The sequence below is a fragment of the Streptomyces sp. NPDC058683 genome (assembly GCF_042716195.1).
Taxonomy (GTDB): domain Bacteria; phylum Actinomycetota; class Actinomycetes; order Streptomycetales; family Streptomycetaceae; genus Streptomyces.
Window position 1 is genome coordinate 25,496 of sequence record NZ_JBHXSK010000024.1, and the last position, 23,858, is coordinate 49,353.

At 71.8% G+C, this 23,858-nt stretch carries 20 protein-coding genes; 7 read left to right on the forward strand and 13 right to left on the reverse strand.

Going from position 1 to position 23,858, the window contains the following annotated elements:
- Nucleotide 1 precedes the first annotated feature (1 nt).
- The 3 genes from ACFWXC_RS26105 to ACFWXC_RS26115 are packed head-to-tail and all read right to left on the reverse strand — an operon-like array spanning nucleotide 2 to nucleotide 4,097.
- Nucleotides 2-1,600, reverse strand: coding sequence for an acyl-CoA carboxylase subunit beta (locus ACFWXC_RS26105; RefSeq protein ID WP_384482451.1), 1,599 nt, complete (start codon nucleotides 1,598-1,600; stop codon nucleotides 2-4).
- The gene (locus ACFWXC_RS26110) at nucleotides 1,597-3,306 is read right to left on the reverse strand and encodes an acyclic terpene utilization AtuA family protein (protein WP_384482453.1); all 1,710 of its coding nucleotides are present in this window, start codon (nucleotides 3,304-3,306) and stop codon (nucleotides 1,597-1,599) included. Before ACFWXC_RS26110 ends, ACFWXC_RS26105 begins: the two co-directional genes overlap by 4 nt.
- Complete coding sequence (locus ACFWXC_RS26115; protein WP_384482455.1) at nucleotides 3,303-4,097, reverse strand: TIGR03084 family metal-binding protein; 795 nt, start codon at nucleotides 4,095-4,097, stop codon at nucleotides 3,303-3,305. The genes ACFWXC_RS26110 and ACFWXC_RS26115 overlap by 4 nt, the downstream gene beginning before the upstream one ends.
- 346 nt (nucleotides 4,098-4,443) lie before the next feature.
- Between ACFWXC_RS26115 and ACFWXC_RS26120 the strand changes: the two genes are divergently transcribed.
- Together ACFWXC_RS26120 and ACFWXC_RS26125 are read left to right on the forward strand one after the other, a co-directional pair.
- A complete protein-coding gene (locus ACFWXC_RS26120) occupies nucleotides 4,444-5,466 on the forward strand; it encodes a permease (RefSeq protein ID WP_384482671.1) in 1,023 nt (340 codons plus the stop codon).
- Complete coding sequence (locus ACFWXC_RS26125; RefSeq protein WP_384482457.1) at nucleotides 5,463-6,287, forward strand: TIGR03943 family putative permease subunit; 825 nt, start codon at nucleotides 5,463-5,465, stop codon at nucleotides 6,285-6,287. Before ACFWXC_RS26120 ends, ACFWXC_RS26125 begins: the two co-directional genes overlap by 4 nt.
- Here ACFWXC_RS26125 and ACFWXC_RS26130 read toward each other — a convergent pair.
- The 6 genes from ACFWXC_RS26130 to ACFWXC_RS26155 all read right to left on the reverse strand — a co-directional run bounded on the left by ACFWXC_RS26130 (nucleotide 6,257) and on the right by ACFWXC_RS26155 (nucleotide 15,365).
- Entirely contained in the window at nucleotides 6,257-7,291 is a 1,035-nt protein-coding gene (locus tag ACFWXC_RS26130; protein WP_384482458.1) for a DMT family transporter, read from the reverse strand. The genes ACFWXC_RS26125 and ACFWXC_RS26130 overlap by 31 nt on opposite strands.
- A gap of 163 nt (nucleotides 7,292-7,454) precedes the next feature.
- Nucleotides 7,455-9,686, reverse strand: coding sequence for an ABC transporter ATP-binding protein (locus ACFWXC_RS26135; protein WP_384482460.1), 2,232 nt, complete (start codon nucleotides 9,684-9,686; stop codon nucleotides 7,455-7,457).
- 93 nt (nucleotides 9,687-9,779) lie between these two features.
- Nucleotides 9,780-9,908 (reverse strand): hypothetical protein, encoded by a 129-nt coding sequence (locus tag ACFWXC_RS26140; RefSeq protein WP_384482462.1) that lies wholly within the window; start codon nucleotides 9,906-9,908, stop codon nucleotides 9,780-9,782.
- A gap of 250 nt (nucleotides 9,909-10,158) precedes the next feature.
- Complete coding sequence (locus ACFWXC_RS26145) at nucleotides 10,159-11,292, reverse strand: lipid II:glycine glycyltransferase FemX (protein ID WP_384482464.1); 1,134 nt, start codon at nucleotides 11,290-11,292, stop codon at nucleotides 10,159-10,161.
- 330 nt (nucleotides 11,293-11,622) lie between these two features.
- Entirely contained in the window at nucleotides 11,623-12,426 is an 804-nt protein-coding gene (locus ACFWXC_RS26150) for a metallophosphoesterase family protein (RefSeq protein WP_384482466.1), read from the reverse strand.
- A complete protein-coding gene (locus tag ACFWXC_RS26155) occupies nucleotides 12,411-15,365 on the reverse strand; it encodes an FAD-binding and (Fe-S)-binding domain-containing protein (protein WP_384482468.1) in 2,955 nt (984 codons plus the stop codon). Before ACFWXC_RS26155 ends, ACFWXC_RS26150 begins: the two co-directional genes overlap by 16 nt.
- A gap of 229 nt (nucleotides 15,366-15,594) precedes the next feature.
- Here ACFWXC_RS26155 and serC point away from each other — a divergent pair, with 229 nt between their 5' ends.
- Nucleotides 15,595-16,713, forward strand: coding sequence for a phosphoserine transaminase (serC, locus tag ACFWXC_RS26160; RefSeq protein WP_384482469.1), 1,119 nt, complete (start codon nucleotides 15,595-15,597; stop codon nucleotides 16,711-16,713).
- A gap of 160 nt (nucleotides 16,714-16,873) precedes the next feature.
- Here serC and ACFWXC_RS26165 read toward each other — a convergent pair whose 3' ends face one another.
- Entirely contained in the window at nucleotides 16,874-17,869 is a 996-nt protein-coding gene (locus tag ACFWXC_RS26165; protein ID WP_384482471.1) for a WD40 repeat domain-containing protein, read from the reverse strand.
- A 105-nt stretch (nucleotides 17,870-17,974) separates the two neighbouring features.
- Here ACFWXC_RS26165 and ACFWXC_RS26170 point away from each other — a divergent pair, with 105 nt between their 5' ends.
- Entirely contained in the window at nucleotides 17,975-18,658 is a 684-nt protein-coding gene (locus tag ACFWXC_RS26170; RefSeq protein WP_384482473.1) for an SGNH/GDSL hydrolase family protein, read from the forward strand.
- Between the two features lie 88 nt (nucleotides 18,659-18,746).
- The gene (locus ACFWXC_RS26175; RefSeq protein WP_384482474.1) at nucleotides 18,747-19,340 is read left to right on the forward strand and encodes a Uma2 family endonuclease; all 594 of its coding nucleotides are present in this window, start codon (nucleotides 18,747-18,749) and stop codon (nucleotides 19,338-19,340) included.
- A gap of 13 nt (nucleotides 19,341-19,353) precedes the next feature.
- Here ACFWXC_RS26175 and ACFWXC_RS26180 read toward each other — a convergent pair whose 3' ends face one another.
- Together ACFWXC_RS26180 and ACFWXC_RS26185 are read right to left on the reverse strand one after the other, a co-directional pair.
- Nucleotides 19,354-20,196 carry a phosphotransferase gene (locus ACFWXC_RS26180; protein WP_384482476.1) on the reverse strand — a complete coding sequence of 281 codons (843 nt, stop codon included), beginning with the start codon at nucleotides 20,194-20,196 and terminating at the stop codon, nucleotides 19,354-19,356.
- 96 nt (nucleotides 20,197-20,292) lie between these two features.
- Nucleotides 20,293-21,402, reverse strand: a complete 1,110-nt coding sequence (locus tag ACFWXC_RS26185; protein ID WP_384482477.1) for a hypothetical protein — start codon at nucleotides 21,400-21,402, stop codon at nucleotides 20,293-20,295.
- Between the two features lie 93 nt (nucleotides 21,403-21,495).
- On the opposite strand from ACFWXC_RS26185, the gene ACFWXC_RS26190 reads away from it, so the two are divergent.
- Nucleotides 21,496-22,488 (forward strand): aldo/keto reductase, encoded by a 993-nt coding sequence (locus ACFWXC_RS26190; protein WP_384482478.1) that lies wholly within the window; start codon nucleotides 21,496-21,498, stop codon nucleotides 22,486-22,488.
- 198 nt (nucleotides 22,489-22,686) lie between these two features.
- Here ACFWXC_RS26190 and thpR read toward each other — a convergent pair whose 3' ends face one another.
- The gene (thpR, locus tag ACFWXC_RS26195) at nucleotides 22,687-23,283 is read right to left on the reverse strand and encodes an RNA 2',3'-cyclic phosphodiesterase (RefSeq protein ID WP_384482479.1); all 597 of its coding nucleotides are present in this window, start codon (nucleotides 23,281-23,283) and stop codon (nucleotides 22,687-22,689) included.
- Between the two features lie 26 nt (nucleotides 23,284-23,309).
- Here thpR and ACFWXC_RS26200 point away from each other — a divergent pair, with 26 nt between their 5' ends.
- Nucleotides 23,310-23,828, forward strand: a complete 519-nt coding sequence (locus ACFWXC_RS26200; RefSeq protein ID WP_384482481.1) for a GNAT family N-acetyltransferase — start codon at nucleotides 23,310-23,312, stop codon at nucleotides 23,826-23,828.
- Nucleotides 23,829-23,858: the final 30 nt, after the last annotated feature.

Genomic DNA, 23,858 nt, shown 5'->3' on the forward strand with positions numbered 1-23,858 from the left:
CTCACATCCGGAAGACGCCGAAGCCACCCCGCGCGCCCTCGTAGGGGGCGGTGTGGATGGCGGAGAGGCACAGGCCGAGGACGGTACGGGTGTCGCGCGGGTCGATGACGCCGTCGTCGTACAGCCGCCCGGACAGGAACATCGGCAGCGACTCGGACTCGATCTGCTGCTCGACCATGGCGCGCAGGGCGGCGTCGCCGTCCTCGTCGTACGGCTGTCCCTTCGCGGCGGCCGACTGGCGGGCGACGATCGAGAGCACGCCGGCGAGCTGCTGCGGGCCCATGACGGCGGACTTGGCGCTGGGCCAGGCGAACAGGAAACGGGGGTCGTAGGCGCGCCCGCACATGCCGTAGTGGCCGGCGCCGTAGGAGGCGCCCATGAGGACGGAGAGGTGCGGTACGCGGCTGTTGCTGACCGCGTTGATCATCATCGCGCCGTGCTTGATGATGCCGCCCTGCTCGTACTCCTTGCCGACCATGTAGCCGGTGGTGTTGTGCAGGAAGAGCAGCGGGATGTCGCGCTGGTTGGCGAGCTGGATGAACTGGGCGGCCTTCTGCGACTCCGCGGAGAACAGGACGCCCTGAGCGTTCGCGAGCACCCCCACGGGATAGCCGTGCAGGGTGGCCCAGCCCGTCGTCAGGCTGGTCCCGTACAGCGGCTTGAACTCGTCGAAGTCGGAGGCGTCGACGAGCCGGGCGATCACCTCGCGCGGGTCGAAGGGGATCTTGAGGTCGCCGGGGACGATGCCCAGGAGTTCGTCGGCGGCGTACTTGGGGGGCTCGGCCGGACCCGGATCCTGGTGCGCCTTGCGGTGGTTGAGGCGGGCGACCACGCGGCGTGCCTGGCGCAGCGCGTCCGGTTCGTCGACGGCGAAGTAGTCGGCGAGTCCCGACACGCGCGCGTGCATCTCCGCACCGCCGAGCGACTCGTCGTCGCTCTCCTCGCCGGTGGCCATCTTCACCAGGGGCGGTCCGCCGAGGAAGACCTTGGCGCGTTCCTTGACCATGATCACGTGGTCGGACATGCCGGGGATGTAGGCGCCGCCGGCGGTGGAGTTGCCGAAGACCACTGCGATGGTGGGGATGCCGGCGGCCGAGAGCCGGGTGAGGTCCCGGAAGATGGCGCCTCCGGGGATGAAGATCTCCTTCTGGGACGGCAGATCGGCGCCTCCCGACTCGACCAGGCTGATGCAGGGCAGCCGGTTGGCGAGGGCGATGTCGTTGGCGCGCAGGGCCTTCTTCAGCGACCAGGGGTTGCTGGCGCCGCCGCGCACGGTCGGGTCGTTGGCGGTGATCAGGCACTCCACGCCTTCGACGACGCCGATCCCGGTGACGAGCGAGGCGCCGACGGCGTAGTCACTGCCCCAGGCGGCCAGCGGCGACAACTCCAGGAAGGGGGTGTCGGGGTCGAGGAGGAGTTCGATGCGCTCGCGGGCGAGGAGTTTGCCGCGCCCCCGGTGCCGTGCGACGTACTTCTCGCCGCCGCCCGCGAGAGCCTTGGCGTGCTCGGCCTCCAGGTCGGTGAGCTTGGCGAGCATGGTGTCGCGGTTCGCCCGGTAGTCGGGGTTGCGGGTGTCGAGCGTGGTCTCGATGACCGTCACAGCAGGGCCTCCGGGATGTCCAGGTGGCGGGAGCGAAGCCATTCGCCGAGGGCCTTGGCCTGGGGGTCGAAACGGTGTTGGGCGGCCACACCCCGGCCGAGGATGCCTTCGACGGTGAAGTTGACGGCGCGGAGGTTGGGGAGGAGGTGCCGGGTGACGGTCAGCTCGCGGCTCTCGGGTATGAGGTGCCGGAAGGCGTCGACGGTCAGGGTGTGCGCCAGCCAGCGCCAGGCCTCGTCCGAGCGCACCCAGACACCGACGTTGGCGTTTCCGCCCTTGTCACCGCTGCGGGCCCCGGCCACCAGCCCGAGGGGCGCCCGCCGGGTGGGACCGGCCGGAAGCGGCTCGGGCAGCGGCGGTCCGGGCAGATCCTGGAGTACGAGGGTGTCCTGGGCCGGCGGCACAGGGATCTGCCGCCCGTCGTGGAGGACGGCCACATGGGGCACCTCGCCCTGAGGGACGTACACATCCTCGAAGACCCCATAGGGCGAGCCCTTCCCAGGTGGCGCGAGCACATGGAAGCCGGGGTAGCTGGCGAGCGCCAGTTCCACGGCGGCTCCGCTCAGCGCCCGCCCGACGGCCTCCTGGTCCCGGTCCCGTACGACGAGCCGGAGCAGCGCGCTGGCCGTCTCCTCGGTGTCCGCGTCGGCCCGGTCGGTACGCACCAGCTCCCACCGCACCTCCCGCGGGGGCGACTTGGCGAGGGCGTCGGCCATCTGCTCGCGTACCAGCGCCGCCTTGGCCTCGATGTCGAGGCCGGTGAGGACGAAGACGACCTCGTTGCGGAAGCCGCCCAGCCGGTTGCGGCCGACCTTGAGGGCCGGGGGCGGTGCCTCGCCCCGCACGCCCTCGATCCGTACCCGGTCCGGCCCTTCCTGGCTCAGCCGTACGGAGTCGAGGCGGGCGGTGACGTCGGGGCCCGCGTACCGGGCGCCGCCGGTCTCGTACAGGAGCTGGGCGGTCACCGTGCCGACGTCGACGAAACCGCCGGTGCCGGGGTGCTTGGTGATGACGCAGCCGCCGTCCTCGTCGAGTTCGGCGAGCGGGAAGCCGGGCCGCCGCAGGTCCCGGCCGGCCCCCGCTCCGGCTTCGGCTTCGGCTTCGGCTTCGGCGAAGAAGGCGTAGTTGCCGCCGGTGGCCTGGGTTCCGCACTCCAGGACGTGTCCGGCGACGACGGCGCCCGCGAGCCGGTCGTACTCCCCCGGTCCCCAGCCGAAGTGGGCGGCGGCGGGTCCGGTGACGAGGGCGGCGTCGGTGACCCGGCCGGTGACCACGATGTCGGCGCCGGCCCGCAGGCACTCGGCGATCCCGAAGCCGCCGAGGTAGGCGTGGGCGGCGAGGCTGCCGGGGTGGGCGGCGGTGAGGTCGTCGCCCTCCACATGTGCGACACGCACAGGGATGCCGAGCCGGTCGGCCAACGTCCGCACCGCGTCGGCGAGTCCGGCCGGGTTGAGGCCGCCGGCGTTGGTGACGATCCGTACGCCGCGTTCGTGGGCGAGGCCCAGGCAGTCCTCCAGCTGGCGGAGGAAGGTGCGGGCGTATCCCGCACCGGGGTCCTTCAGCCGGTCGCGGCCCAGGATGAGCATGGTCAGCTCGGCGAGGTAGTCGCCGGTGAGGACGTCGAGTTCGCCGCCGGTGAGCATCTCGCGCAGGGCGTCGAAACGGTCGCCGTAGAAGCCGGAGGCGTTGCCTATGCGCAGGGTCACGCGGTGCCGCCCTTCGGGGTGCGGCCGGTGCCGGGCGGGCCCGCGAAGGCCTGGGCGATGTCGAGCCAGCGGTCGGCGTCGGCACCGACGGCCCGCATGGCGAGGTCGGTGCGGTGGGCACGCTGGGTGACCAGGAGGCAGAAATCGAGTGCGGGGCCGGTGACGCGCTGCGGGGCGTCCTCGGGGCCGTACGCCCACAGCTCGCCGTCCGGGCCGGTGATCTCCACCCGGAACTCCTCGGCGGGCGGAGTGAGGCCGTGTACCAGGTAGGCGAAGTTCCTTGCCCGTACCCCGATGCGGACCACATGTCCGAGCCGGGCGGTCGGGGGGCGGACCACACCCAGGGCGTCGGCGATGTCCTGGCCGTGGGCCCAGGTCTCCATGAGCCGGCCGGTGGCCATGGAGGCGGCGGACATGGGCGGCCCGAACCAGGGGAAGCGGGTGCCGGGTGCGGCCTCCCGCAAGGCCCGGTCCAGCGCGGTCCGGCCCTCGCGCCAGCGGGACAGCAGTTCGGCAGGCTGGAGTCGGGCGCCGTCCTCGGCGCCCTCGTCGACGAAGGTCTCGGGGGCGCCGAGCGCCTTCTCGGCCTCCGCGCGGAAACCGTCCTCGTCCGTCACGGCGAGCAGTGCCGCGCGGTCGGTCCAGTACAGATGGGCGATCTGGTGGGCGACGGTCCAGCGGGGCGCGGGGGTGGCGAGAGCCCACCGCTCGGTTCCCAACTCGGCTACCAGCCGGTCGAGTTCCGTGCTCTCCTCACGCAGGTCGTCGATGACGGGCGTCGGCTCGGACATGGGGAGGAGCATGGCAGCGACCCGAGAAACAATCAAGCACGCTTGCATGAATTCGCGGTCCGCGCCCCGGAGCGGGAGCCTTCCCCGGGGCACCTCCTGCGCACCTCCGAGGCACCTCTGGGGCACCTCCGGGGCACCTCCGGGACATGCGTGGCCCTTCCTGAGGCATCCGTGGCCGCTCCTGGGGCATCCGTGGCCATTCCTGGTGCATTCCTTGGGGCGACCCGTCGCGGCACCGGCGCCCGTATGCCCTATGTTCGATGCGAACATCCGGCGATGAAGTGATGTGTGGGGCGTGCGGGGCGTGCGGAGGACAGATGAACTCGCCGTGGGGGCGAAGGCGACGATCGTCGTAGAGCCCACGGCAAGCGGTCGTACGACTGCCGAGGAGGTCGCGGACCCGCCCTCGCGTGAACTCCCCCGTTACTGGCCCCTCCTCCTCGTGGCCGCCGCCGTCCTCCCCGGTACCGGCCTCTTCCTCCTCGGCCAGGGCGTGAGCAAGGCCGCGTTGCAGGCCTGGCAGACGGTATGCCTCGCGGTCGTGGTGCAGGCGACGCCGTTCCTGCTGCTCGGTACGGCGCTGTCGGGGGCGATCAACGCGTTCGTGCCGGAGCGGGTGTTCACCCGGCTGCTGCCGAAGCGGCCCGCGCTGGCCGTGCCGGTCGCCGGGCTGGCGGGCGTGGTGCTGCCGGGCTGCGAGTGTGCGTCGGTGCCGGTGGCGAACAGCCTGATCGGGCGCGGGGTCACCCCGGCCGCCGCCTTCGCGTTCCTGCTCTCCGCGCCTGCCATCAACCCGGTCGTGCTCACCGCCACCGCCATCGCCTTCCCCGGCACCCCCCTCATGGTGCTGGCCCGGCTGCTCGCCTCGCTGGTGACCGCCGCCGTGATGGGCTGGCTGTGGCTCTGGCTGGGCCGCGAGGAGTGGCTGCGGCCCGCCGTACGGCACACCGGGCACCGCACGGGGCAGAGCCGCTGGACGGAGTTCCGGCGCGCTTTCCAGCACGACTTCCTGCAGGCGGGCGGGTTCCTGGTGGTCGGCGCCATGGCCGCGGCCACCTTCAATGTGGCGGTACCGCGCTCGGTGCTCGACACCTTCTCCGGTTCGCCCTGGCTGTCGGTGCTGTTCCTGGCCGCGCTGGCGATCATCCTCGCGGTGTGTTCGGAGGCGGACGCGTTCGTAGCGTCGTCGCTCACGGGCTTCTCGCCCACTGCCCGGCTGGCGTTCATGGTGGTCGGACCCATGGTCGACCTCAAGCTGATCGCGTTGCAGACGGGCACGTTCGGCCGGGCCTTCGCGGTCCGCTTCTCGACCGCCACGACGGTCGTCGCGATCCTGTGCAGTGCGCTGGTCGGAGGGGTGCTGTTGTGAGACGTCCGCTTCAGGTGACCTTGCTGGTCCTCAGCGGCCTCGGCCTGCTGCACGCCTCCCTCTTCACCGACGTGTGCCTGCGCTACGTCAAGCCCGGGATGCGCCCGCTGCTGATCGTGTCCGGGTTCGTGCTGCTGGTGCTGGGCATCGCGGAGGCGGCGACGCGGGAGGGGAGGGAGGGGAGGACAGAGGCCAAGGAGACCAAGGGGCACGGGAGACATGGTGCCCACGCACACAGCGACGGACCACATGGTGCCGGAGCGCATGATGCCGGACCACATGGTGCCGGACACCATGGTCACGACCACTCCGCCGTCCCCCGAGTCGCCTGGCTGCTTCTGCTGCCCGCGCTGAGCCTGCTCTTCTACGCCCCGCCTGCGCTCGGCGCCTACACCGCGTCCCGGCAGCCCGCCAAGGTCGTGGCGGAGCAGGACGACTTCGACGCGCTGCCCAGGACCTCACCGCTGCCCATCACCCTCACCGACTTCACCACCCGCGTGCAGCAGGACCGCACGCTGGCCATCAAGGGGCGGACCGTGGAGATGAGCGGGCTGGTCACGCCTGTTCCGGGGGGCGGGAGCTGGGACCTGACCCGGATCATCATCTCGTGCTGCGCGGCCGACGCGCAGTCCGTGAAGGTGCGGATCTACGGCAGCAGCGTCCCGCCCGCCAACTCCTGGGTGTCGGTCACGGGGAACTGGCATCCCGGCGGAAAGCTGGGCACGAAGTCGGCGCCGGTCGCGGTGGACGCCCAGACCGTGAAGAAGATCCAGCGGCCGTCCAACGGCTATCAGGACGCGCTGCCCTTCCCCTCCGCCTGAAGACCGGCCGCCTCCGCCTGAAGGCCGGCCGCCGCCTCCGGGCCGGCCGCTTCCGAGCCGGCCGCCGCCCGTCGGCCGCGCCCCACCTGGGTGCGGACCGCGCCGATGCTGGCCGCGATGACGAGGGTGATGGCGCCCGCCTGGGTGGCCGTCAGCGCCTGGTCGAGGATGAAGAAGCCGGCGGTGGCGGCGATCGCCGGTTCCAGGCTCATGAGGACGGCGAAGGTGTGCGCGGGAAGCCGGCGCAGGGCGAGCAGTTCGAGGGTGTAGGGCAACACGGAGGAGAGCACCGCGACCGACGAGCCGAGGGCGATGGTGGTCGGGTCGAGGAGCCGGGTGCCGGCCTCGGCGATGCCCAGCGGCAGGAAGAGCAGCGCCGCGACCGCCATGGCCAGGGCGAGGCCGTCGGCCTGCGGGAAACGGCGGCCGGTACGGGCGCTGAAGACTATGTAGGCGGCCCACATGGCGCCGGCCCCCAGGGCGAAGGCGACACCTGTGGGGTCGAGATCGCTGAAGCCTCCGCCGCCGAGGAGGAAGACGCCGGCCAGGGCGAGTCCGGCCCACACCGCGTTGACGGCGCGCCGGGAGGCCAGTACGGACAGGGCGAGCGGGCCCAGCACCTCGAGGGTGACGGCGGGACCCAGCGGGATGCGGTCGACGGCCTCGTAGAAGAGGCCGTTCATCGCGCCCATGGCGGCACCGAAGACGATCACCGTGCCCCAGTCTGTGCGTGAGTGGCCGCGCAGCCGGGGCCGGCAGACCACGAGCAGGACGACGGCGGCCGCGAGGAGCCGCAGCGTCACCACGCCGAGCGCACCGGCCCTGGGCATCAGGGTGACCGCGAGGGCGCCGCCGAACTGCACGGAGATCCCGCCGGCCAGCACCAGGCCGACGGGACCGAACGAGCCGAACCGGTGCGCGATGCCCGCGGCGGCGGGCTCGGACACGGCGGCGGACGTGGAGGTCGGCGTGGGCGTCGGCTGTGAGGTGCTGGGCGTGGTCACGGGCGGTCCAGGGGATTCGCTGTTCATTGCGGTGCACTGCTCAGTCCAGGGTAATGGACTGAGACAGGCGCGTGAACCCCTTATGCGACTGACCTGACCGCCGACCGCTCGACCACCCGCCTTGCCGCAGGTCACGCCCCGGGCGAAGCGGCAGCACCCGGGCTCAGATGCCCGGCCAGGGCTCCTCGTCACGGAACAGGGGGCGGCCGTCGGGGAGTGTGGTCGGGACGTTCGCGCCGTAGTCGGCCTCCATCGGAACCCCGGTCGCCATCGGAACCCCGGTAGCCATGGGCACCCCGGTAGCCATGGGTGCCGGCGTTTCCATGTGGGCCTCGTACATGGGCTGGGGCCATAGCCCCGCGGCCGCGTACACGTCGTAGTTGTAGCCGTAGTCGTACATGTTCCCGTAGGGCTGCTGGTATCCGTACCCGCCGCCCTGCACCCCGGCATAGGAGGCCTGGGGCACGGGCATCGGCTCGGCCGCCGGTACGCCCTGTTCGGTGAAGAGCGGGAGCCGTAGTTCGCCGGTGTCCATCACCGCGTTGTTCTGGGAGCGGTGCAGCCGGGAGTAGGCGCCGCCGCGGGCGAGGAGTTCGTCGTGGCGGCCGGTCTCGACGATGCGGCCGCGGTCGACGACGAGGATGCGGTCGGCGTCGGGGGCGAGGTTGAGGTCGTGGGTGATCATGATGGTCGTGCGGCCGGTCATCAGGCGCCGCAGCGGCTTGACGACGCGGCGCGCGGCCATCGCGTCCAGGCCGGTGGTCGGCTCGTCGAGGACGAGGACGGGCGCGTCGCGCAGGATCGCGCGGGCGATGGCCAGGCGCTGGAGCTGGCCGCCGGAGAGCCGGGCCGAGTTGGGGTCGACCCTGGTGTCGTAGCCGTCGGGGAGCCGGACGATGAAGTCGTGCGCGTCGGCGGCCCTGGCGGCCTCCTCGATGGCCTGTTCGCTGGCGCCGGGGCGGCCGCAGGCGATGTTGGCGCGGACGGTGTCGTGCAGGACGAGGGTCTCCTGCGGGAGCAGGGTGATGTACTCGCGCAGCCTGGCGAGGGGGAAGTCGCGGATCGGGACGCCGTCGAGGAGGATCTCGCCGCTGTCGGGGTCGTAGAAGCGGAGCAGCATCTTGGAGACGGTGGACTTGCCGGCGCCGCTGGGCCCGGTGATGATCACGAGTTCGCCGGGGCTGACCGTGAAGGAGAGGCCCTCCAGGGCGGTCCTGTCGGCTCCGGGGTAGCGGAAGCCGACGTCGCGCAGCTCGACGGTGCCGTCGGGGCGGCCGGTGTCGGTGCCGGCGCCGCGGCGGGGGTCGGTGACCGACGGCCGTACGTCGAGGATCTCGATCAGCCGTTCCGCGCCGGCCGTGGCGGCGGTGACGGTGAGGCCGAGCTGGGCGAGGCCGCGCACGGGCGGGTAGAGGTAGCCGAGGAAGGCGGAGAAGGCGAGGAGCTGGCCGAGGGTCATCCGGCCGGTGGAGATCTCCCAGGCGCCGATGCCGATCACCGCGAGGACGCAGATCGTCTCGATGACCTGGACGAGCTGCTCGTAGGCCTCGTTGAGGCGGGTGGAGCGGACGGAGGCGCGGAACCAGGCGCTCGCCTCCTCGTTCAGGCGGCGGCGTTCGGCGTCACGCCGGTCGTACGCCTGGGTCAGCACGATGTTGCCGAGGGACTCCTCGACCACGGAGGTGATCGCGCCGTCGGCGACCCGGCCCTCCCTGGACACGTCCTTGATGGAGCCGGAGAAGCGGCGGGCGGCCAGCCAGAACAGGGGGGCGAGGACGAAGGTGGCGGCGGCCAGGTCCCAGCGCAGCCAGAACGCGGCGGCCGCGTAGAACAGGGCGCTGAACAGGGCCGACGCGGCGCCGATGAGCCCGGACACCACCATGGTCTCGATGGCCTCGACGTCGCTGGTCAGGCGGGAGAGCAGGTCGCCCTGGCGGTGGCGCTGGAAGAAGTGCGGGGGCAGCTGCTGGACGTGGTCGAAGACGTGCTCGCGCAGCCGCATGACGAAGCGTTCGGTGACCCAGGCGGCGAGGGAGTTGCCGGCGTACGCGACGATCGCGCCGACGATCGCGATGCCCAGCCACTGTCCTGCCGGGCTCCAGAAGGCGCTGAGCGAGCCCTTCTGCAGGGCGTTGTCGGTGAGTTCGCTGAAGAGCAGGATGGCCTCGGTCTCGGCGAGCGCGGCGATCACCGTGCACACCCAGACGATCACCAGCCAGCCGCGCAGGCCCTTGGTCAGTGGCCAGAAGCGGCGGAAGGCGGTGCGGGCCGGGATGACGGGCGTGTACTCGTCGTCCTCGTCGTACTCGTCCCCGTCGTACTCGTCGCCGTTCTCGTATTTCGAGGCGCCGACTTCGTACTCGTATTCCGTGCCTGCACTCTCCTTTGCGCGCATTTCTCACTGCCTCCGCTCTCCGACGCTGGAATTACGGGAATTCAGGAGTGAAAAAGGACCGACGGCGAACCGTCGGTCCTCTTTACGGCTGACTCAGTTGTCCTGGCCGGGGATCGGCTTCGGAAGCGGCTTGTGGGCCTTCTTCTTCGGCTTCGGCGGGGGCGGCGGGGGCAGCTGCTTCTTGGACTTGGGGGGCAGCGGGGCGAGCTTCTTGAGGCTCATTCCGACTCCTTGAGAGTTCGAAGTGCAAGTGGTGCAGGATGGAGCGAGAATTCTCTTGGGCAACGTACGGGGATTTCGGATCGTCATCCTCGGCAATCCCCGCCGCCCGACACCGATGAACTTACACGGCTCGGACCTCAAGGAACGGCAAAGTCGGCTTGCGAACGGCAAACAGGCGCTGTGAATACCTGGGTAACAGCTGTATAACGACCCCGAACCTGAGAGTTCTCTTATGAACCTGAGAGCCGGCTTATGAAGCGCGGCGGGCCATGTACACGTCGAACGCTTTGTGGAGCAGCTTGTTGAGCGGGAAGTCCCACTCCCCCAGGTACTCGACGGCCTCCCCGCCTGCGCCGACCTTGAAGCGGAGCAGCCCCAGCAGGTGGTCGGACTCCTCAAGGGTGTCGGTGATGCCCCTGAAGTCGTATACGGCGGCGCCGAGTTCGTGGGCGTCGCACATCATCCGCCACTGGATGGCGTTGTTGGGCTGGACCTCGCGCCTGCGGCTGGTGGAGGCGCCGTAGGAGTACCAGACGTGCCGGCCGACGGTGAGCATGGTCGCGGCGGCGAGGACCTCGCCCTCGTGGTGGGCGAGGTAGAGGCGCATACGGTCGGGGTGTTCGGTGGTGAGGGCGGTCCACATGCGCTGGAAGTAGGGGAGGGGGCGCGGGATGAAGCGGTCGCGTTCGGCGGTCTCGGCGTAGAGCGTGTAGAAGGCGGGCAGGTCCTCGTAGCCGCCGCGGACCACCTTGACCCCGGCCTTCTCGGCCTTCTTCACGTTGCGCCGCCACTGCTGGTTGAGCCCGCGCTGGACGTCCTCCAACGGCCGCCCGGCGAACGGCACCTGGAACACGTACCGGGGCTGCCCGGCCGCGAACCCCTCCTCCCCGCCGGCCGCCGCCTGGCGCCATCCCATCCGGCGCAGCCGGTCGCCGAGTTCGAGGGCGCGGGGTTCCTCCGAGGTCGCCCCGACGTCCCGCAGCCGCCGGGCGGCGGGGTCGGCGATCGCCTCCTTCACCGCCTCCGCGCTCCACCGCCGCACGACGACCGGCGGCCCCGTCTTCACCGCGAAGGCCCCGCACCCCTTCAGGTGCGCCAGCAGCGGATCGAGCCAGCGCTCCAGCGCCGGGTCGTGCCAGTCGATGACGGGCCCCTCCGGCAGATAGGCGAGATACCGCTTCACCTTGGGCAACGCCCGCAACAGCACCAGTCCGGCCCCGACGATCCGCTCCTCCCCGTCGAACCAGCCCAGACTCTCCGCCCGCCAGTCGGGCTTCACGTCCCCCCAGGACGGCACCTGCATATGGCTGACGGACGGCCGGGAACCGACGAAGGCGAGGTGTTCGGCACGGGTGATCGTCCGAAGGTGAAGGGCTGCTGTCATCGGCGGAGAACTCCTCGGACTGCGAAACCGGTCATTCCGTCAAGGACAACAGACGCACCCGGAGCGGCCGCTTTCCCCACGCCGCCCGGGGACCGCGTGTCGCGGAAACCCCCACCACCGCTCCGGCACGGACGGCCCGACCGCCCCGGCCACGCCCGCCCGCTCCGACACGGACGGCCCGACCGCCCCGGCCACGCCCGCCCGCTCCGGCACGGACGGCCCGACCGCCCCCGGCCACGCCCGACCACGCCGGCACGGACGGCCCGGCCCTCCCCTCGGCCGCGCCCGCCCCGCTCCGGAGCCCCGGTGGCCGCCGCCGCCCTCCCGCCACTACGAAGCCCCGGTGGCCGCCGCCGCCCTCCCGCCACCCGGCCCGAACACCGTCAGCGCCTCCGTGTCGGTCACCCGGGAGTTGAGGTAGCAGTCCGCCCACTCCGCGATGTCCGGGTACGCGCACTCGGCGCGGAGCCGGGCCACCGCCGCCGGGATGTCGTACGACGTCACGCGCAGGTCGGTGCCGGGGCCCAGGAGGCACCAGTGGGCGCCCGGACGGCCGTAGGGCATGCCCACGCTGCCGGGGTTGACGACCAGGCGGCCGTGGGCGAGGCGGGTGTACGGCATGTGGGTGTGGCCGCAGACGACGGTGGTGACGGCGGGGTCGATGCCGGTGAGCACCTCCGTCCAGCGGTCCTGCGAGGAGTCGACCAGGACGATCTCCTCGTCGTCGCGGGGCGTCGCGTGGCAGAACAGGACCCGGCCCAGGCCTCGGATCGTGAGGGTGGCCGTCCTGGGGAGCGCGGCGAGGAAGTCGACCTGTTCGGCGGTGAGCGCGTTCGCCGCGAACGGGCCGATCGGGTCCGGGATCCCGGTGCGTTCGCCCCTGCGGTACTCCACCAGCTCCCGGTCCGCGTTTCCCGACACCCACAGCACCCGGTCGCCCAGCTCGCGCAACGCCTCGATCACCTGGGCCGGTTGCGGGCCCGCCGTGATGTCGCCGGTGAGGACGATGCGGTCGGCCGTGCACACGTCCGGCTCCGCGAGGACCGCCTCCAGCGCCGGCAGCACCCCGTGGATGTCGGAGAGGACCGCCACCCGGTTCGACTCGGGCTCGGACACGGTCACTTCTCGTCCCACTTTCCCTCCCTGTCCGGTTCCAGCCCCTCGGCCAGCACCTCCGCCAGATGCCTCCCCCGCACCCCCGCCAGCTGTTCCAGCTGGGTGCGGCAGGAGTAACCGTCCGCCAGGATCACCGTGTCCTCCGGTGCCTCGGCCACCGCCGGCAGCAGCTGCTCCTCCGCGCACGCCCTCGACACCTCGAAGTGGCCTTTCTCGAAGCCGAAGTTGCCTGCCAGGCCGCAGCAGCCGCCGGCCAGGTCGCCGGTGAGGGCGGCGGCCTCGCGGAGACGGCGGTCGGCGGTGTCGCCCAGTACCGCGTGCTGGTGGCAGTGGGTCTGGCCGGTGACCCGGCGGTTCAGGCGGGGCGGGGTCCAGTCCGGGGCCAGGCGTTCCAGGGCCTCCGCGAAGGTGACCACCGCCCCCGCCAGACGGGCCGCGCGCGGATCGTCCGGGAGGAGTTCCGGCAGGTCCGCGCGGAGGGCCGCCGCGCAGCTGGGTTCCAGGACGACGAAGAGGGTCGAGTCCTCCACGTCGGCCAGCTCGGGCAGCACGAAGGGGCCCAGGAGGTCGAGCGTGCGCCGCAACACCGTGCGCGCCTCGTCCAGTTGGCCCGTCGAGAGGTACGTCAGCCCGCAGCACGCGCGGGAGGTCCGGCGGGGCCGGCGAGCGGACATGCCGACGCTCTCCACCTCGCCGTCGGCCGACCGCCGCACCCGCCACGGTCGCGTCGGGAGCTCCGCCACACCCACTCCCGCCGCCTCCAGCACCCGTACGGCCGCCCGGCCCACGGACGGTGACAGGTGCTCCGTGAACGTGTCCGGCCAGAGGAAGACCATCCGCGCCGGGAAGTCCGGCCGGCGGCCCGCCCGCGCGTCCGCCATCCAGCCCCGCAGGCGCCTGCGCTGGCGTCGCCGCAGCCACCGGCTGAACGGCTCCCTCGCCAGGCGCGGGATCCGCCGCTCCGGTGCGATGCCGCCGACGCGTTTGGCCAGCGCCGCCAGCGGGCGTACGGCGGCGAGCGCGTTGACCGGCCCCGCCGTGCGCGTGCGGGCCACCAGGCGCAGCCAGCGCGGCAGCCGGCCCATGCTGTAGTGGGACGCGGGACGGCGGCGGCCCGCGTAGTGGTGGTGCAGGAACTCCGCCTTGTACGTGGCCATGTCCACCCCCACCGGGCAGTCCGACCGGCAGCCCTTGCAGGACAGACACAGGTCCAGCGCGTCCCGGACCTCCGTCGACCGCCAGCCGTCCGTCACCAGCTCGCCCGCCAGCATCTCGTGCAGCAGCCGGGCCCGGCCGCGCGTGGAGTGCTCCTCCTCGCCGGTCGCCCGGAAGGACGGGCACATCACGGACGCACCGGACACCTCGGTCGTACGGCACTTCGCGACGCCCACGCAGCGGCGGACGGCCGCGGAGAAGTCGCCGTTGTCGGAGGGGTAGCCGAAGGCCACCGGCAGCGGCTCGCGGGGGAGGACGGCGAAGCGGAGATTGGTGTCCAGGGGCGCGGGCCTGACCAGCATGCCGGGGTTGAGGAGGTCGTCCGGGTCCCAGATCCCCTTCGCCCTCTCGAACAGCGCCACCATCTCGGCGCCGTACATCCTCGGCAGCAGTTCCGCCCTCGCCTGGCCGTCCCCGTGCTCCCCGGAGAGCGAGCCGCCGTGGGCGACGACGAGGTCGGCCAGCTCCTCCGAGAAGCGGCGGAAGCGGGCCACGCCGGCCGCACCGAGCAGGTCGAAGTCGATGCGGACGTGGATGCAGCCGTCCCCGAAGTGCCCGTACGGGGTGCCGCGCAGGCCGTGGGCGGAGAGCAGGCCTCTGAAGTCCCGCAGGTAGGCGCCCAGTCGGGCCGGCGGCACCGCGCAGTCCTCCCAGCCGGGCCAGGCCTCGCTGCCGTCCGGCATCCGGGTCGCCGTACCGGAGGCGTCCTCGCGGATACGCCAGAGCGCGCGCTGGGCGGCCGGGTCGGTGACGACCAGCCCGTCCAGGGCATCCGCCGCGCGGACGACCGCCTCGGCACGCGCGCGTGCCTGCGCGGCCGACTCCCCGCCCGTCTCCACGAACAGCCAGGCGCCCCCGCGCGGCAGTCCGGCCGGGGACCGCACCAGGTCGGCGGCCATGCCCTCCACCGTCAGCGGAGCGGCGGCGAGCAGCCCGGCCGCCGCCTCCGCGGCCGCGCTCTCGTCGGCGTACCCGAGCACCGCCAGCGCACGCGCCCGGGGTGACTCGACGAGGCGGACGGCCGCCTCCGTGAGGATCCCCAGCGTGCCCTCGCTGCCGCAGAAGGCGCGGGCCACGTCGGCGCCCCGCTCGGGGAGCAGCGCGTCCAGGGCGTACCCGGAGATACGGCGGGGCAGGTCGGGGAAACCGGTGCGCAAGCGCGCCAGCTCCCCGGCCACCAGCTCGCGCAGGCCCTCGGGTGCCCCGGCCCAGTCCTGCCCCAGCCGCAGCCGCCCGCCCCGCGCGGTGAGCACGTCCAGCTCCAGGACGCTGTCCGCCGTGGTGCCCCAGGCCACGCTGTGCGCGCCGCACGAGTTGTTGCCGATCATTCCGCCGAGCGTGCAGCGGCTGTGCGTGGAGGGGTCCGGGCCGAACCGCAGACCGTGCGGGGCGGCGGCCTCCTGGAGGCGGTCCAGGACCAGACCCGGCTGGACGACGGCCGTTCGGGTGACCGGATCCAGGTCGACCAGACGGTTCATGTGGCGGGTGAAGTCCAGCACCACGCCGGTGCCCGTGGCCTGCCCCGCGATCGACGTGCCCCCGCCCCGGGCGACCACCGGCACCCCGTGGGCGCGGCACACCTCCAGTACGGCCGCCACGTCGGCCGCGTCCCGGGGGGCCACCACCCCCGCCGGGACCCGCCGGTAGTTGGACGCGTCCATGGTGACCAGCGCCCGCGACGTGACGTCGAACCCCACCTCGCCCCGGACGGCCCTGCGCAGCTCAGCCTCCAGATCGACCATGCCTCCCAGTCTGCCCGCCGGCACCGACAGCGACGCGGGACGACAGCCACGGAACTTCCCCGGACGGCAGCCACTTGACGGCACACGGGCATGAACCGGGACATGAGCCGGGACATGAGCCGGGACGTGAGCCGGCCCGTCACCCGCCCGCCCCTCGCCCGCACACCCGCCCGTCTCACCCGACGGACTACATTTCGACCACGTTTCCTCCAACCACTACGCTCGCCCCGTGGCTGACATCCAGATCCCCGCTGACATCAAGCCCGCCGACGGACGCTTCGGCGCGGGCCCCTCCAAGGTGCGGACGGAGGCGCTGGACGCGCTCGCCGCCACCGGTACCTCTCTCATGGGCACCTCCCACCGCCAGGCCCCGGTGAAGAACCTGGTCGGCCGGGTCCGCGAGGGCATCAGCTCCCTGTTCTCCCTCCCGGACGGCTACGAGGTCGTCCTCGGCAACGGCGGATCCACCGCCTTCTGGGACGTCGCCACCCACGGGCTGATCGACGGCAAGTCGCAGCACCTGAACTTCGGTGAGTTCTCGTCCAAGTTCGCCAAGGCCGCGGGGCTCGCCCCCTGGCTGGCCGAACCCACCGTCATCGCCTCCGACCCGGGCACCCACCCGGCGCCGCGGGCCGAGGCCGGCGTGGACGTCTACGCCTTCACGCACAACGAGACCTCGACCGGTGTCGCCATGCCCATCGAGCGGGTCGCCGGGGCCGACGAGGGCGCGCTCGTGCTCGTCGACGCCACCTCCGGCGCGGGCGGCCTCCCCGTCGACGTCAGCGAGACCGACGTCTACTACTTCGCCCCGCAGAAGTCCTTCGCCTCCGACGGCGGCCTGTGGATCGGCGTCTTCTCCCCGGCCGCGATCGAGCGCGCCGAGCGCATCCACGCGTCCGGCCGCCATGTGCCGGAGTTCTTCAGCCTCCCCACGGCGATCGACAACTCCCGCAAGAACCAGACGTACAACACCCCGGCCCTCGCCACCCTCTTCCTGCTCGACCAGCAGCTGGAGTGGCTGAACGGCCAGGGCGGCCTCGCCTTCTCCACCGGCCGTACGAAGGACTCCTCGACCCGCCTGTACACCTGGGCCGAGGAGAGCAAGTACGCCACCCCGTTCGTCGCCGACCCGGCCCAGCGCTCGCAGGTCATCGGCACGATCGACTTCGCCGACGAGATCGACGCGGCCGCCGTCGCCAAGGTGCTGCGCGCCAACGGCATCGTCGACACCGAGCCCTACCGCAAGCTCGGCCGCAACCAGCTCCGCATCGCGATGTTCCCGGCGATCGACCCGGCCGACGTCGAGGCGCTGACGAAGTGCGTCGACTACGTGATCGAGAAGCTGTAACGCACACGGCAACGGAGGGCGCCCGGTGCCGGGACAGGCACCGGGCGCCCCTTCCCGGCCGGGCGCGGGGCGTTACGGCGCACGGGTGTTCCCGTTCCGTGAGGCCGGACCGGCGTACGGCCGCCCCGCCGGTGACCCGGAAGGGTGACGTCGGCGAGGGTCAGTGCCGGCGGGTGGGTGTGCGCCGCAGCCGGCGCAGCCCGAAGAGGGCGAGCACGGCGACGCCGAGGGCGATGGCGCCGACCTTGACCTTGCCGCTCGCAGGACTGTCACTGTCGGCGGCGGCCGAACTCCCGCTGCCGGACGGCGACTTGCCGGCCGCCGCCCCGCCCGGCACGTCCTCGGCCTGCACCGGGCTGTCGGAGCCCTCGCTGCCGTACATCAGCCTGGTCCCGTCGGCGGAGTAGCTGACCGACTCGCCCTGCTTCTGGAGCGGCACGTCGAGCCGCCCCTCCCGCTTGATCTTCCCGCCGTTCCAGTCGTAGTAGATGCCGCCGAGGTAGCCGCGGACGGCGAGCTGCCTGCCGTCGGGCGAGAAGGCGGCGTCGGTGGCCCAGAGGTCGATGGTGGCGACGGGCTTGAAGATGTTGGTGCCGGAGGAGGACAGGGTCGCCGGGCCCTCGTAGAGATGCCCGCCGTCCTCCTTCTTGTCGATGATGTACACGCGCCCGGTCTTGGGGTGGACGATCAGCGACTCGGCGTTCCGGGCGCCGTTCGCGTACTTGACGATGTACTGAGTCGCCTTGATCGTCTGGTTCTCCAGGACCTTCGGCTCGGGCAGCCGGTAGATCCACACGTACGGCCAGCTGCCGTCGAGGTTGTCGCCGATGTCCCCGACGTAGATCTGGTTGTCGGGGCCGATGGAGATGGCCTCGACGTCGCGGGGCCTGCCGATCCCACTGAGCGTGACCGTGGCGACGGTCTTCCCGGTCGCGCTGTCGACGGCGTAGATGTAGGGGCCGTCGTCGCTGTCGTTGTGGGTCCAGTAGATGCCGGGGTGCAGGTGGGAGGCGGCGAGACCGCTGGACTCGGTGATGCGCGGGTCCGTGATCGTGAACCCCTTGTCACCGGCGCCGTCGGCGGCGGAGGCGGGTGCGGCGGCGAGGGCCCCGGTGAGCAGGACCCCGGCGAGAAGGGCGAACGGTCGTCGGCGCATGGGCCCAAGCCTGCCATCCCGCGCTGTGTTTCACGGCCCGGGGCCCGTGGGGGACGTGGCGGTCCTCACACCCCACCGCTCCCCCTGATCGTCCATCATGAGCGGATGCTCAGGTTCATGCCCGTCGGGGACTCGATGACCATCGGCAGCACGGGCGAACACACATGGCGGTACCGCATGTGGCAGCACCTGTGCGCGACCTACGGCGGCCCGTTCACGCTGGTCGGCCCACGCGAGACGCTGTACGACAAGCTCGCCGACGCGCCCGTGTCGTACACCTACGCCGACCCCGACTTCCCACGCGCCCACCTGGCCGGCTGGGGCGAGGGCTGGCTGCACATGGCCCCGCTGATCGGGGAGACGGTGCGGTCCTGCCGCGCCGATGTCCTCCTCGTCTCCCTCGGCCTGATCGACCTGGGCTTCTACACGAACGCGGAGCAGACGGCGGCGAACGCACGGTCCTTCGTGGCGGCCGCGCGGGAGGCCAACCCGCGCATCCGCATGGTGGTGCTGCCGGTGATCCCGAACATACGGGCCGCGTCGGACCCGCAGTTCGCGGAACAGGTGAACCTCTTCAACGAGCTGCTGGCGAAGACGGTCGCCGACCTGGACGAGCCCCGCTCCCCGCTGCTGCTGGCCTCGCCCCCGCCGTCGTACGACATCGACACGGACACCTACGACGGCACCCACCCCAACGCGAACGGCGAACACCGCATCGCGGAGGCGTTCGCGGAGGCGATGTGGCAGGGGTGGGACCTGGGCGAGGAGTACGAGGCCGGAACGGACTGACCGAATTCCGCCGTCGCCCGGTCACCGTGCGTATCGTTGAACCGCGCGGCCGCACCCGTCCGTGGGGCGGCCGGGGAGGAGCGCCACGATGACCGTCCTGGAGGACAGGATCGAGATGGCCGACGCCGACGCCAACACCAAGCGCCTGGACGAGTGGTTCGAGCGCCTTGAGCGGATGCCCGTCCCCGAAGGATTCAGGGTCGAGATCGTCGAGGGCAACGTCTACATGACACCGCAACGGAGCACGCATTGGCAGATCATTCGCCAGATCCTGTGGGACGTCGAAGACAGGTTCGGACGGAAGGTCAAGGTTTTCTCGGACGTCCGGATCGACTTCCCCGGTCACGAGAACGGCTTCTGCCCGGACGTGGCCCTGCTCAAGGCCTCGGCCAAGCCCGATGACACGGGCCACTGGCGCTACCAGGACGTGGAGTTCGTCGCCGAGGTGATCTCCCAGGGCACGGCCGCCAACGACTACGGCCCGAAGAGGACCGCGTACGCGGAGGCCGAGGTCCCCGTCTACGTCGTCGCCGACCCCTACCAGGGGCGCTGCCTCATCTACACCGACCCCAAGGACGGCGACTACGACGAGCCCACGCGAGTGGACTTCGGCACCGACATCGACCTGACCGGCACCCCGGTGGACCTCGTCATCAAGACCGACGAGTTCCCGACCGACTAGGACGGACTTGAGTTCAGCCCGGTTCGCAGCGAGCGAGCGCGGCACGAACCCGGTTGAGCCCCTCCACCCTCCAGTGGTCCCGGTCGGGCATCTGGTCGTCTCGGCGCCAGCGCCAGGCCGAGAACATCGCCCAGTTCAGGGCGCGGCACCGGTGAATCAGGCCGGGGTCGGCTCCCGCGTAGTGCCTTCCCACCTGTTCGGGCGCATGGGCGAGGTCGAACTCGACCGGCCCACGACAGCACGTGGCCAGGTCCACGAAAAGCGGCCCTCTCCTCGTGTTCAGGAGGTTGCCCGGATGCGGCTCGCCGTGCAGCAGCTGCTCGTCGGTTTTCGCGACACTGATCGCGGCGCTCAGTCCGCCGAGTGTGCCGCTGAGGAGTTCCCGGCCGGAATCGGGCAGGCCGGGGGACCGCTCCCGGTTGTCCACCACTCCGAGTGCCGCGGCGACTCGATCGGTGAAATGCGGTACGTCCAGATCGATCTGGCGCAAGGCCGCATGGTGCCGCAGGAGCGCGTCCGCGTAGTCGGACGGCACAATCTCCGCATCCACCGGTTCGTAGTAGGTCCAGAGCGAGACGGCGAAGGCATCACGCACAGAGACCCGGGAGTCGACCCGGGGATCGAGTTCAGCCACCGGAGCGTCGACGTCGGTGAGCCGGCGGGCCACCTCTGCTTCAATCTCGGAATCGGCCAGCTGCGCCAGCGGCGCGACCCGAGCCAGAACATCGCACGGGATCAGGCGTAGCGCGACGCGATCCGAGTTGTGGACGACGACCACGTCGTCGACCTGAAGGCCCAGCTCCGAAGCGGTCGCCCGTCCTGCCTCAAGCGCGCGGCGGAGTTCCGATGGCTCCATACCGTCCCCTCTCGTTGTTGAGTACACATACGCGTCCGAGGACGACCGCGACGCCCAGCTCCCGGTCGCCCGGCTGATCACCGCTTCGCACAGCTCCTAGGTGTCCAGCCGCCACACGTACAACGCATCGCCCGTCTCCGACGGTGTCGTCCAGCTGCCGTCGCCCAATCCCTCAGGGGGACGGGTACCTACCGGCAGCGGATAGGTGACCTCGGTCGGCGGGGCGGCGGTTGTGGTGTCCAGCAGCCAGTGACGGCCCGCTCCCCATTCCTCGTCGCTCTCGGTGGTCGAGGCGATCAGCGTCGTCCCGTCGACGAAACCGCCCGCCCAGTCCCAGTACGGAACCGTCTCGTCGTTGTCGGGTTCGGCCTTGGGGTGGCGGGGCACGGCCGACGCGGCCTCCCACTCCAGGCCGTCCACCACCGCACCGCGCCTGTCGTGCACGGCGAGCGCGTCCTGGTCGTGGGTCACCGTCAGCAGCCGCTCCCCCGAGGGGCTCACTCCCGTCAGGGCCAGGTCGCCCTCGAAGTACTCGACTGCGAGGGTCTTCCCGTCCCAGCGCCCCCACCGCACCGGCGCCCCGTCCTGCCCCTCCCCGATGCTCAGCCCCATCTGCCGCGGGTCCGTCGGATGGGGGAGATGGAAGCTGCCGACCGCCGCGGCCTGTGCGTCGGCCCGCGCGAGGACACGGCCGTCCCCGGCGTCCAGGAGCAGCCACTCGTCCATCGTCTCCGGGCTCAACTCGCCCACCGCCAAGGGTCCTCGCACGTGCGCCCAGACGTAGGCCCCGTCCACCGAGAACCCGGCCGAACCACGCTCCGGGTAGCGATGGTCCGCGCGGTCGCCGTACTCGTCGTACGACTCGTGCAGCTCCCGGCAGGCGCCGTGCCAGCAGCTGTGCCGGACCTCCCAGCGGACCGCACCCGACGGTTCCACCGCCCGCACCGCGTGCACCCCCGCGAACACGGCCAGACCCAGGTCCGGCGCCACCGCCCAGCCACCGCGGCGCCGTGGCCAGGGCGCGGGCAGCCGTACGGGCTCTCCCGACGGCATGCAGGCGTCGTCCAGAGGCTGGACCGCGAGCACGTCGTCGCCGCGCTGGGCGAGCAGCCGACGGCCCGGCTGCCCCAGCAGTTCCAGGAAGTCGCCGTCCGCGGAGGGCAGCAGTGCGGGGAGGGTGGCACACAGTCGGGCACGAGCGTTCACGCGGGTCTCCCTGGGTGATGAACTCCGCGAACCCTACGTCAGGCCTCTGACACCCTTGCCTAGAGCGCACTCCACGACGTTGGCTGGGTGACCATGAAGTACACGCAGCTCGGACGTACCGGACTCAAGGTCAGCCGACTCGTCCTCGGCACCATGAACTTCGGCCCGCAGACCGACGAGGCCGGCAGTCACGCAATCATGGACGCGGCGCTGGACGCCGGCATCAACTTCTTCGACACCGCCAACGTGTATGGCTGGGGTGAGAACAAGGGGCGGACCGAGGAGATCATCGGCAGTTGGTTCGCCAAGAGCGCCGCACACCGCGACAAGGTCGTGCTCGCCACCAAGGTGTACGGCAACATGGCCGGCGACGGCGACGCCTGGCCCAACCACGACAAGCTGTCCGCCGTCAACATCCGGCGGGCCGTCGACGCCAGCCTGAAGCGGCTGGGGACCGACTACATCGACGTCTACCAGTTCCATCACATCGACCGCCGGACCCCCTTCGAGGAGATCTGGCAGGCGATCGACACCCTCATCGCACAGGGCAAGATCCTGTACGTCGGATCCTCCAACTTCCCCGGCTACAAGATCGCCCAGGCCAACGAGATCGCCGCCCGGCGCGGCGGCACCATCGGCCTCGTGAGCGAGCAGTGCCTCTACAACCTCGCCGAGCGGCGCGCCGAGATGGAGGTCATCCCGGCCGCGCAGGACTACGGCCTCGGGGTCATCCCCTGGTCGCCGCTGCAGGGCGGGCTGCTCGGCGGTGTGCTCAAGAAGGAGGTGACGGGCGGGCGCCGGGCCAGTGGCCGGGCCGCCGACTCCCTCGCCAACACCACCGTCCGCGCCCAGATCCAGGCCTACGAGGACCTGCTCGACAAGCACGGTCTTGAGCCGGGCGAGGCCGCGCTGGCCTGGCTGCTCACACGTCCGGGGGTGACGGGTCCGATCGTCGGCCCGCGCACCGGCGAGCAGCTGGAGTCGGCGCTGAGGGCCGTCGAGCTGGAGCTGAGCGAGGAGCTGCTGGCGGAGCTGGACGAGATCTTCCCGGGTCCGGGCCCCTCGCCGGAGGCCTTCGCCTGGTAGCCGACGTCAGGGGCAGCGCCCCGTAGAGGCGCGGGGAACTGCGCGACCGGCCGCGAACGGCCCGCAGCCGGAAGCGGCGGCCGCAGTTCCCCAGCCGGCCCTCACCGCATGGCAGAGGCCACGGCAACCACGACGAACAACAGCACAAGCGCACCGGCCATGATCCGGTTCCGGGTCTTCGGGTCCACGGCAACGAGCCTAACCGCCCGCCCCGAGCCCCCAGCGGGCGACCACCTCGTACCGCGGCTGCTCCCCCGGCACCCCCGACGTCGGCAGGTAGCTGCGCACCAGCGTCAGCTCCCCCACCGTCCAGGTCCGGCTCGCGAACTCGGCGAGCAGCTCGACGTACGGCCGTGCCTCCATCGCGTCCCGGCTGCGTGCCACCGTCAGGTGCGCCTTGTAGCGGCGGTGCTCCCCCATCGGTACGCCCGCCTTCCGCGCCGCCGCCTCCGCGCGGTCGGCAAGGAGTCGCAGGGTCTCCAGATCCCCTCGGGCGCCCGCCCACAGGACCCGGCCGTGGCCGAACTGGCCGCCTCCGGCGACGGACAGGCGGAAGGGCTGCGTGCGGTGGGCCGCACGGGCCAGCCGGTCCGACAGGTCCGGTACGACGCCGTCCTCGACCTCGCCGTAGAACGCGAGGGTGAAGTGCCAATCGGTGGCTCCGTCACGGGGCCCGCCGGGGCGGTCGGTCCAGCGCAGCGTGTCCGCACCCGGCAGTCGCTTCAACCGGTCGACCTCGGCGGCGAGTTCGGCGGCCACCTCGGGCGGCGGCAGCACGGCGGCGAAGAGTCTCATGCGGACCACCCTGCCATCATGAGGAGATGCAGATCACCATCAGAGAAGGCGGCCCGGACGACGTTCCCGCGATACTCGGCATGCTCGACAGCTCTGTGGAATGGCTGGTGGGTCAGGGGCGGACCGAGCAGTGGGGGACCACCCCGCTGTCGGAGAACCAGAAGACGGTGGAGTCGGTCGTCCGCTACATGGACGAGGGTGTGACCTACATCGCCGAGGCCGACGGGGTGCCGGCCGCCACGCTCACGGTCACCGACGCGCCCGGCGCCTATCTGGCGCATCTCCCGCCGCCCGGTGAGCCCGAGCGGTACATCCACTGGCTGGCCTCCGACCGCCGGTTCAAGGGCCACGGCGCGGGCAGCGCGCTGCTGGCGCATGCCGCCGAGGAGACCCGGCGGGCCGGGGTCTCGCTGCTGCGGGTGGACTGCTACGCGGGCGCCGACGGCAAGCTGGTCCGCTACTACGAGGGCAACGGCTTCGTCCGCACCGAGACCTACACCGTCGGGACCGGCTGGGCGGGACAGGTGCTGGCCCGGAGGCTGTAGTACGCCTCCGGGCCGGTGCCCCGTCCGTGT

What these genes read in the sequence shown, in the direction of transcription:
- ACFWXC_RS26145 (WP_384482464.1), bottom strand. Translation starts at nt 11,292, where the DNA reads ATGACAGCAGCCCTTCACCTTCGGACGATCACCCGTGCCGAACACCTC.
- ACFWXC_RS26115 (WP_384482455.1), bottom strand. Translation starts at nt 4,097, where the DNA reads ATGTCCGAGCCGACGCCCGTCATCGACGACCTGCGTGAGGAGAGCACG.
- ACFWXC_RS26170 (WP_384482473.1), top strand. Translation starts at nt 17,975, where the DNA reads ATGCTCAGGTTCATGCCCGTCGGGGACTCGATGACCATCGGCAGCACG.
- ACFWXC_RS26165 (WP_384482471.1), bottom strand. Translation starts at nt 17,869, where the DNA reads ATGCGCCGACGACCGTTCGCCCTTCTCGCCGGGGTCCTGCTCACCGGG.
- thpR (WP_384482479.1), bottom strand. Translation starts at nt 23,283, where the DNA reads ATGAGACTCTTCGCCGCCGTGCTGCCGCCGCCCGAGGTGGCCGCCGAA.
- ACFWXC_RS26190 (WP_384482478.1), top strand. Translation starts at nt 21,496, where the DNA reads ATGAAGTACACGCAGCTCGGACGTACCGGACTCAAGGTCAGCCGACTC.
- ACFWXC_RS26135 (WP_384482460.1), bottom strand. Translation starts at nt 9,686, where the DNA reads ATGCGCGCAAAGGAGAGTGCAGGCACGGAATACGAGTACGAAGTCGGC.
- ACFWXC_RS26155 (WP_384482468.1), bottom strand. Translation starts at nt 15,365, where the DNA reads ATGGTCGATCTGGAGGCTGAGCTGCGCAGGGCCGTCCGGGGCGAGGTG.
- ACFWXC_RS26140 (WP_384482462.1), bottom strand. Translation starts at nt 9,908, where the DNA reads ATGAGCCTCAAGAAGCTCGCCCCGCTGCCCCCCAAGTCCAAGAAGCAG.
- ACFWXC_RS26175 (WP_384482474.1), top strand. Translation starts at nt 18,747, where the DNA reads ATGACCGTCCTGGAGGACAGGATCGAGATGGCCGACGCCGACGCCAAC.
- ACFWXC_RS26200 (WP_384482481.1), top strand. Translation starts at nt 23,310, where the DNA reads ATGCAGATCACCATCAGAGAAGGCGGCCCGGACGACGTTCCCGCGATA.
- ACFWXC_RS26180 (WP_384482476.1), bottom strand. Translation starts at nt 20,196, where the DNA reads ATGGAGCCATCGGAACTCCGCCGCGCGCTTGAGGCAGGACGGGCGACC.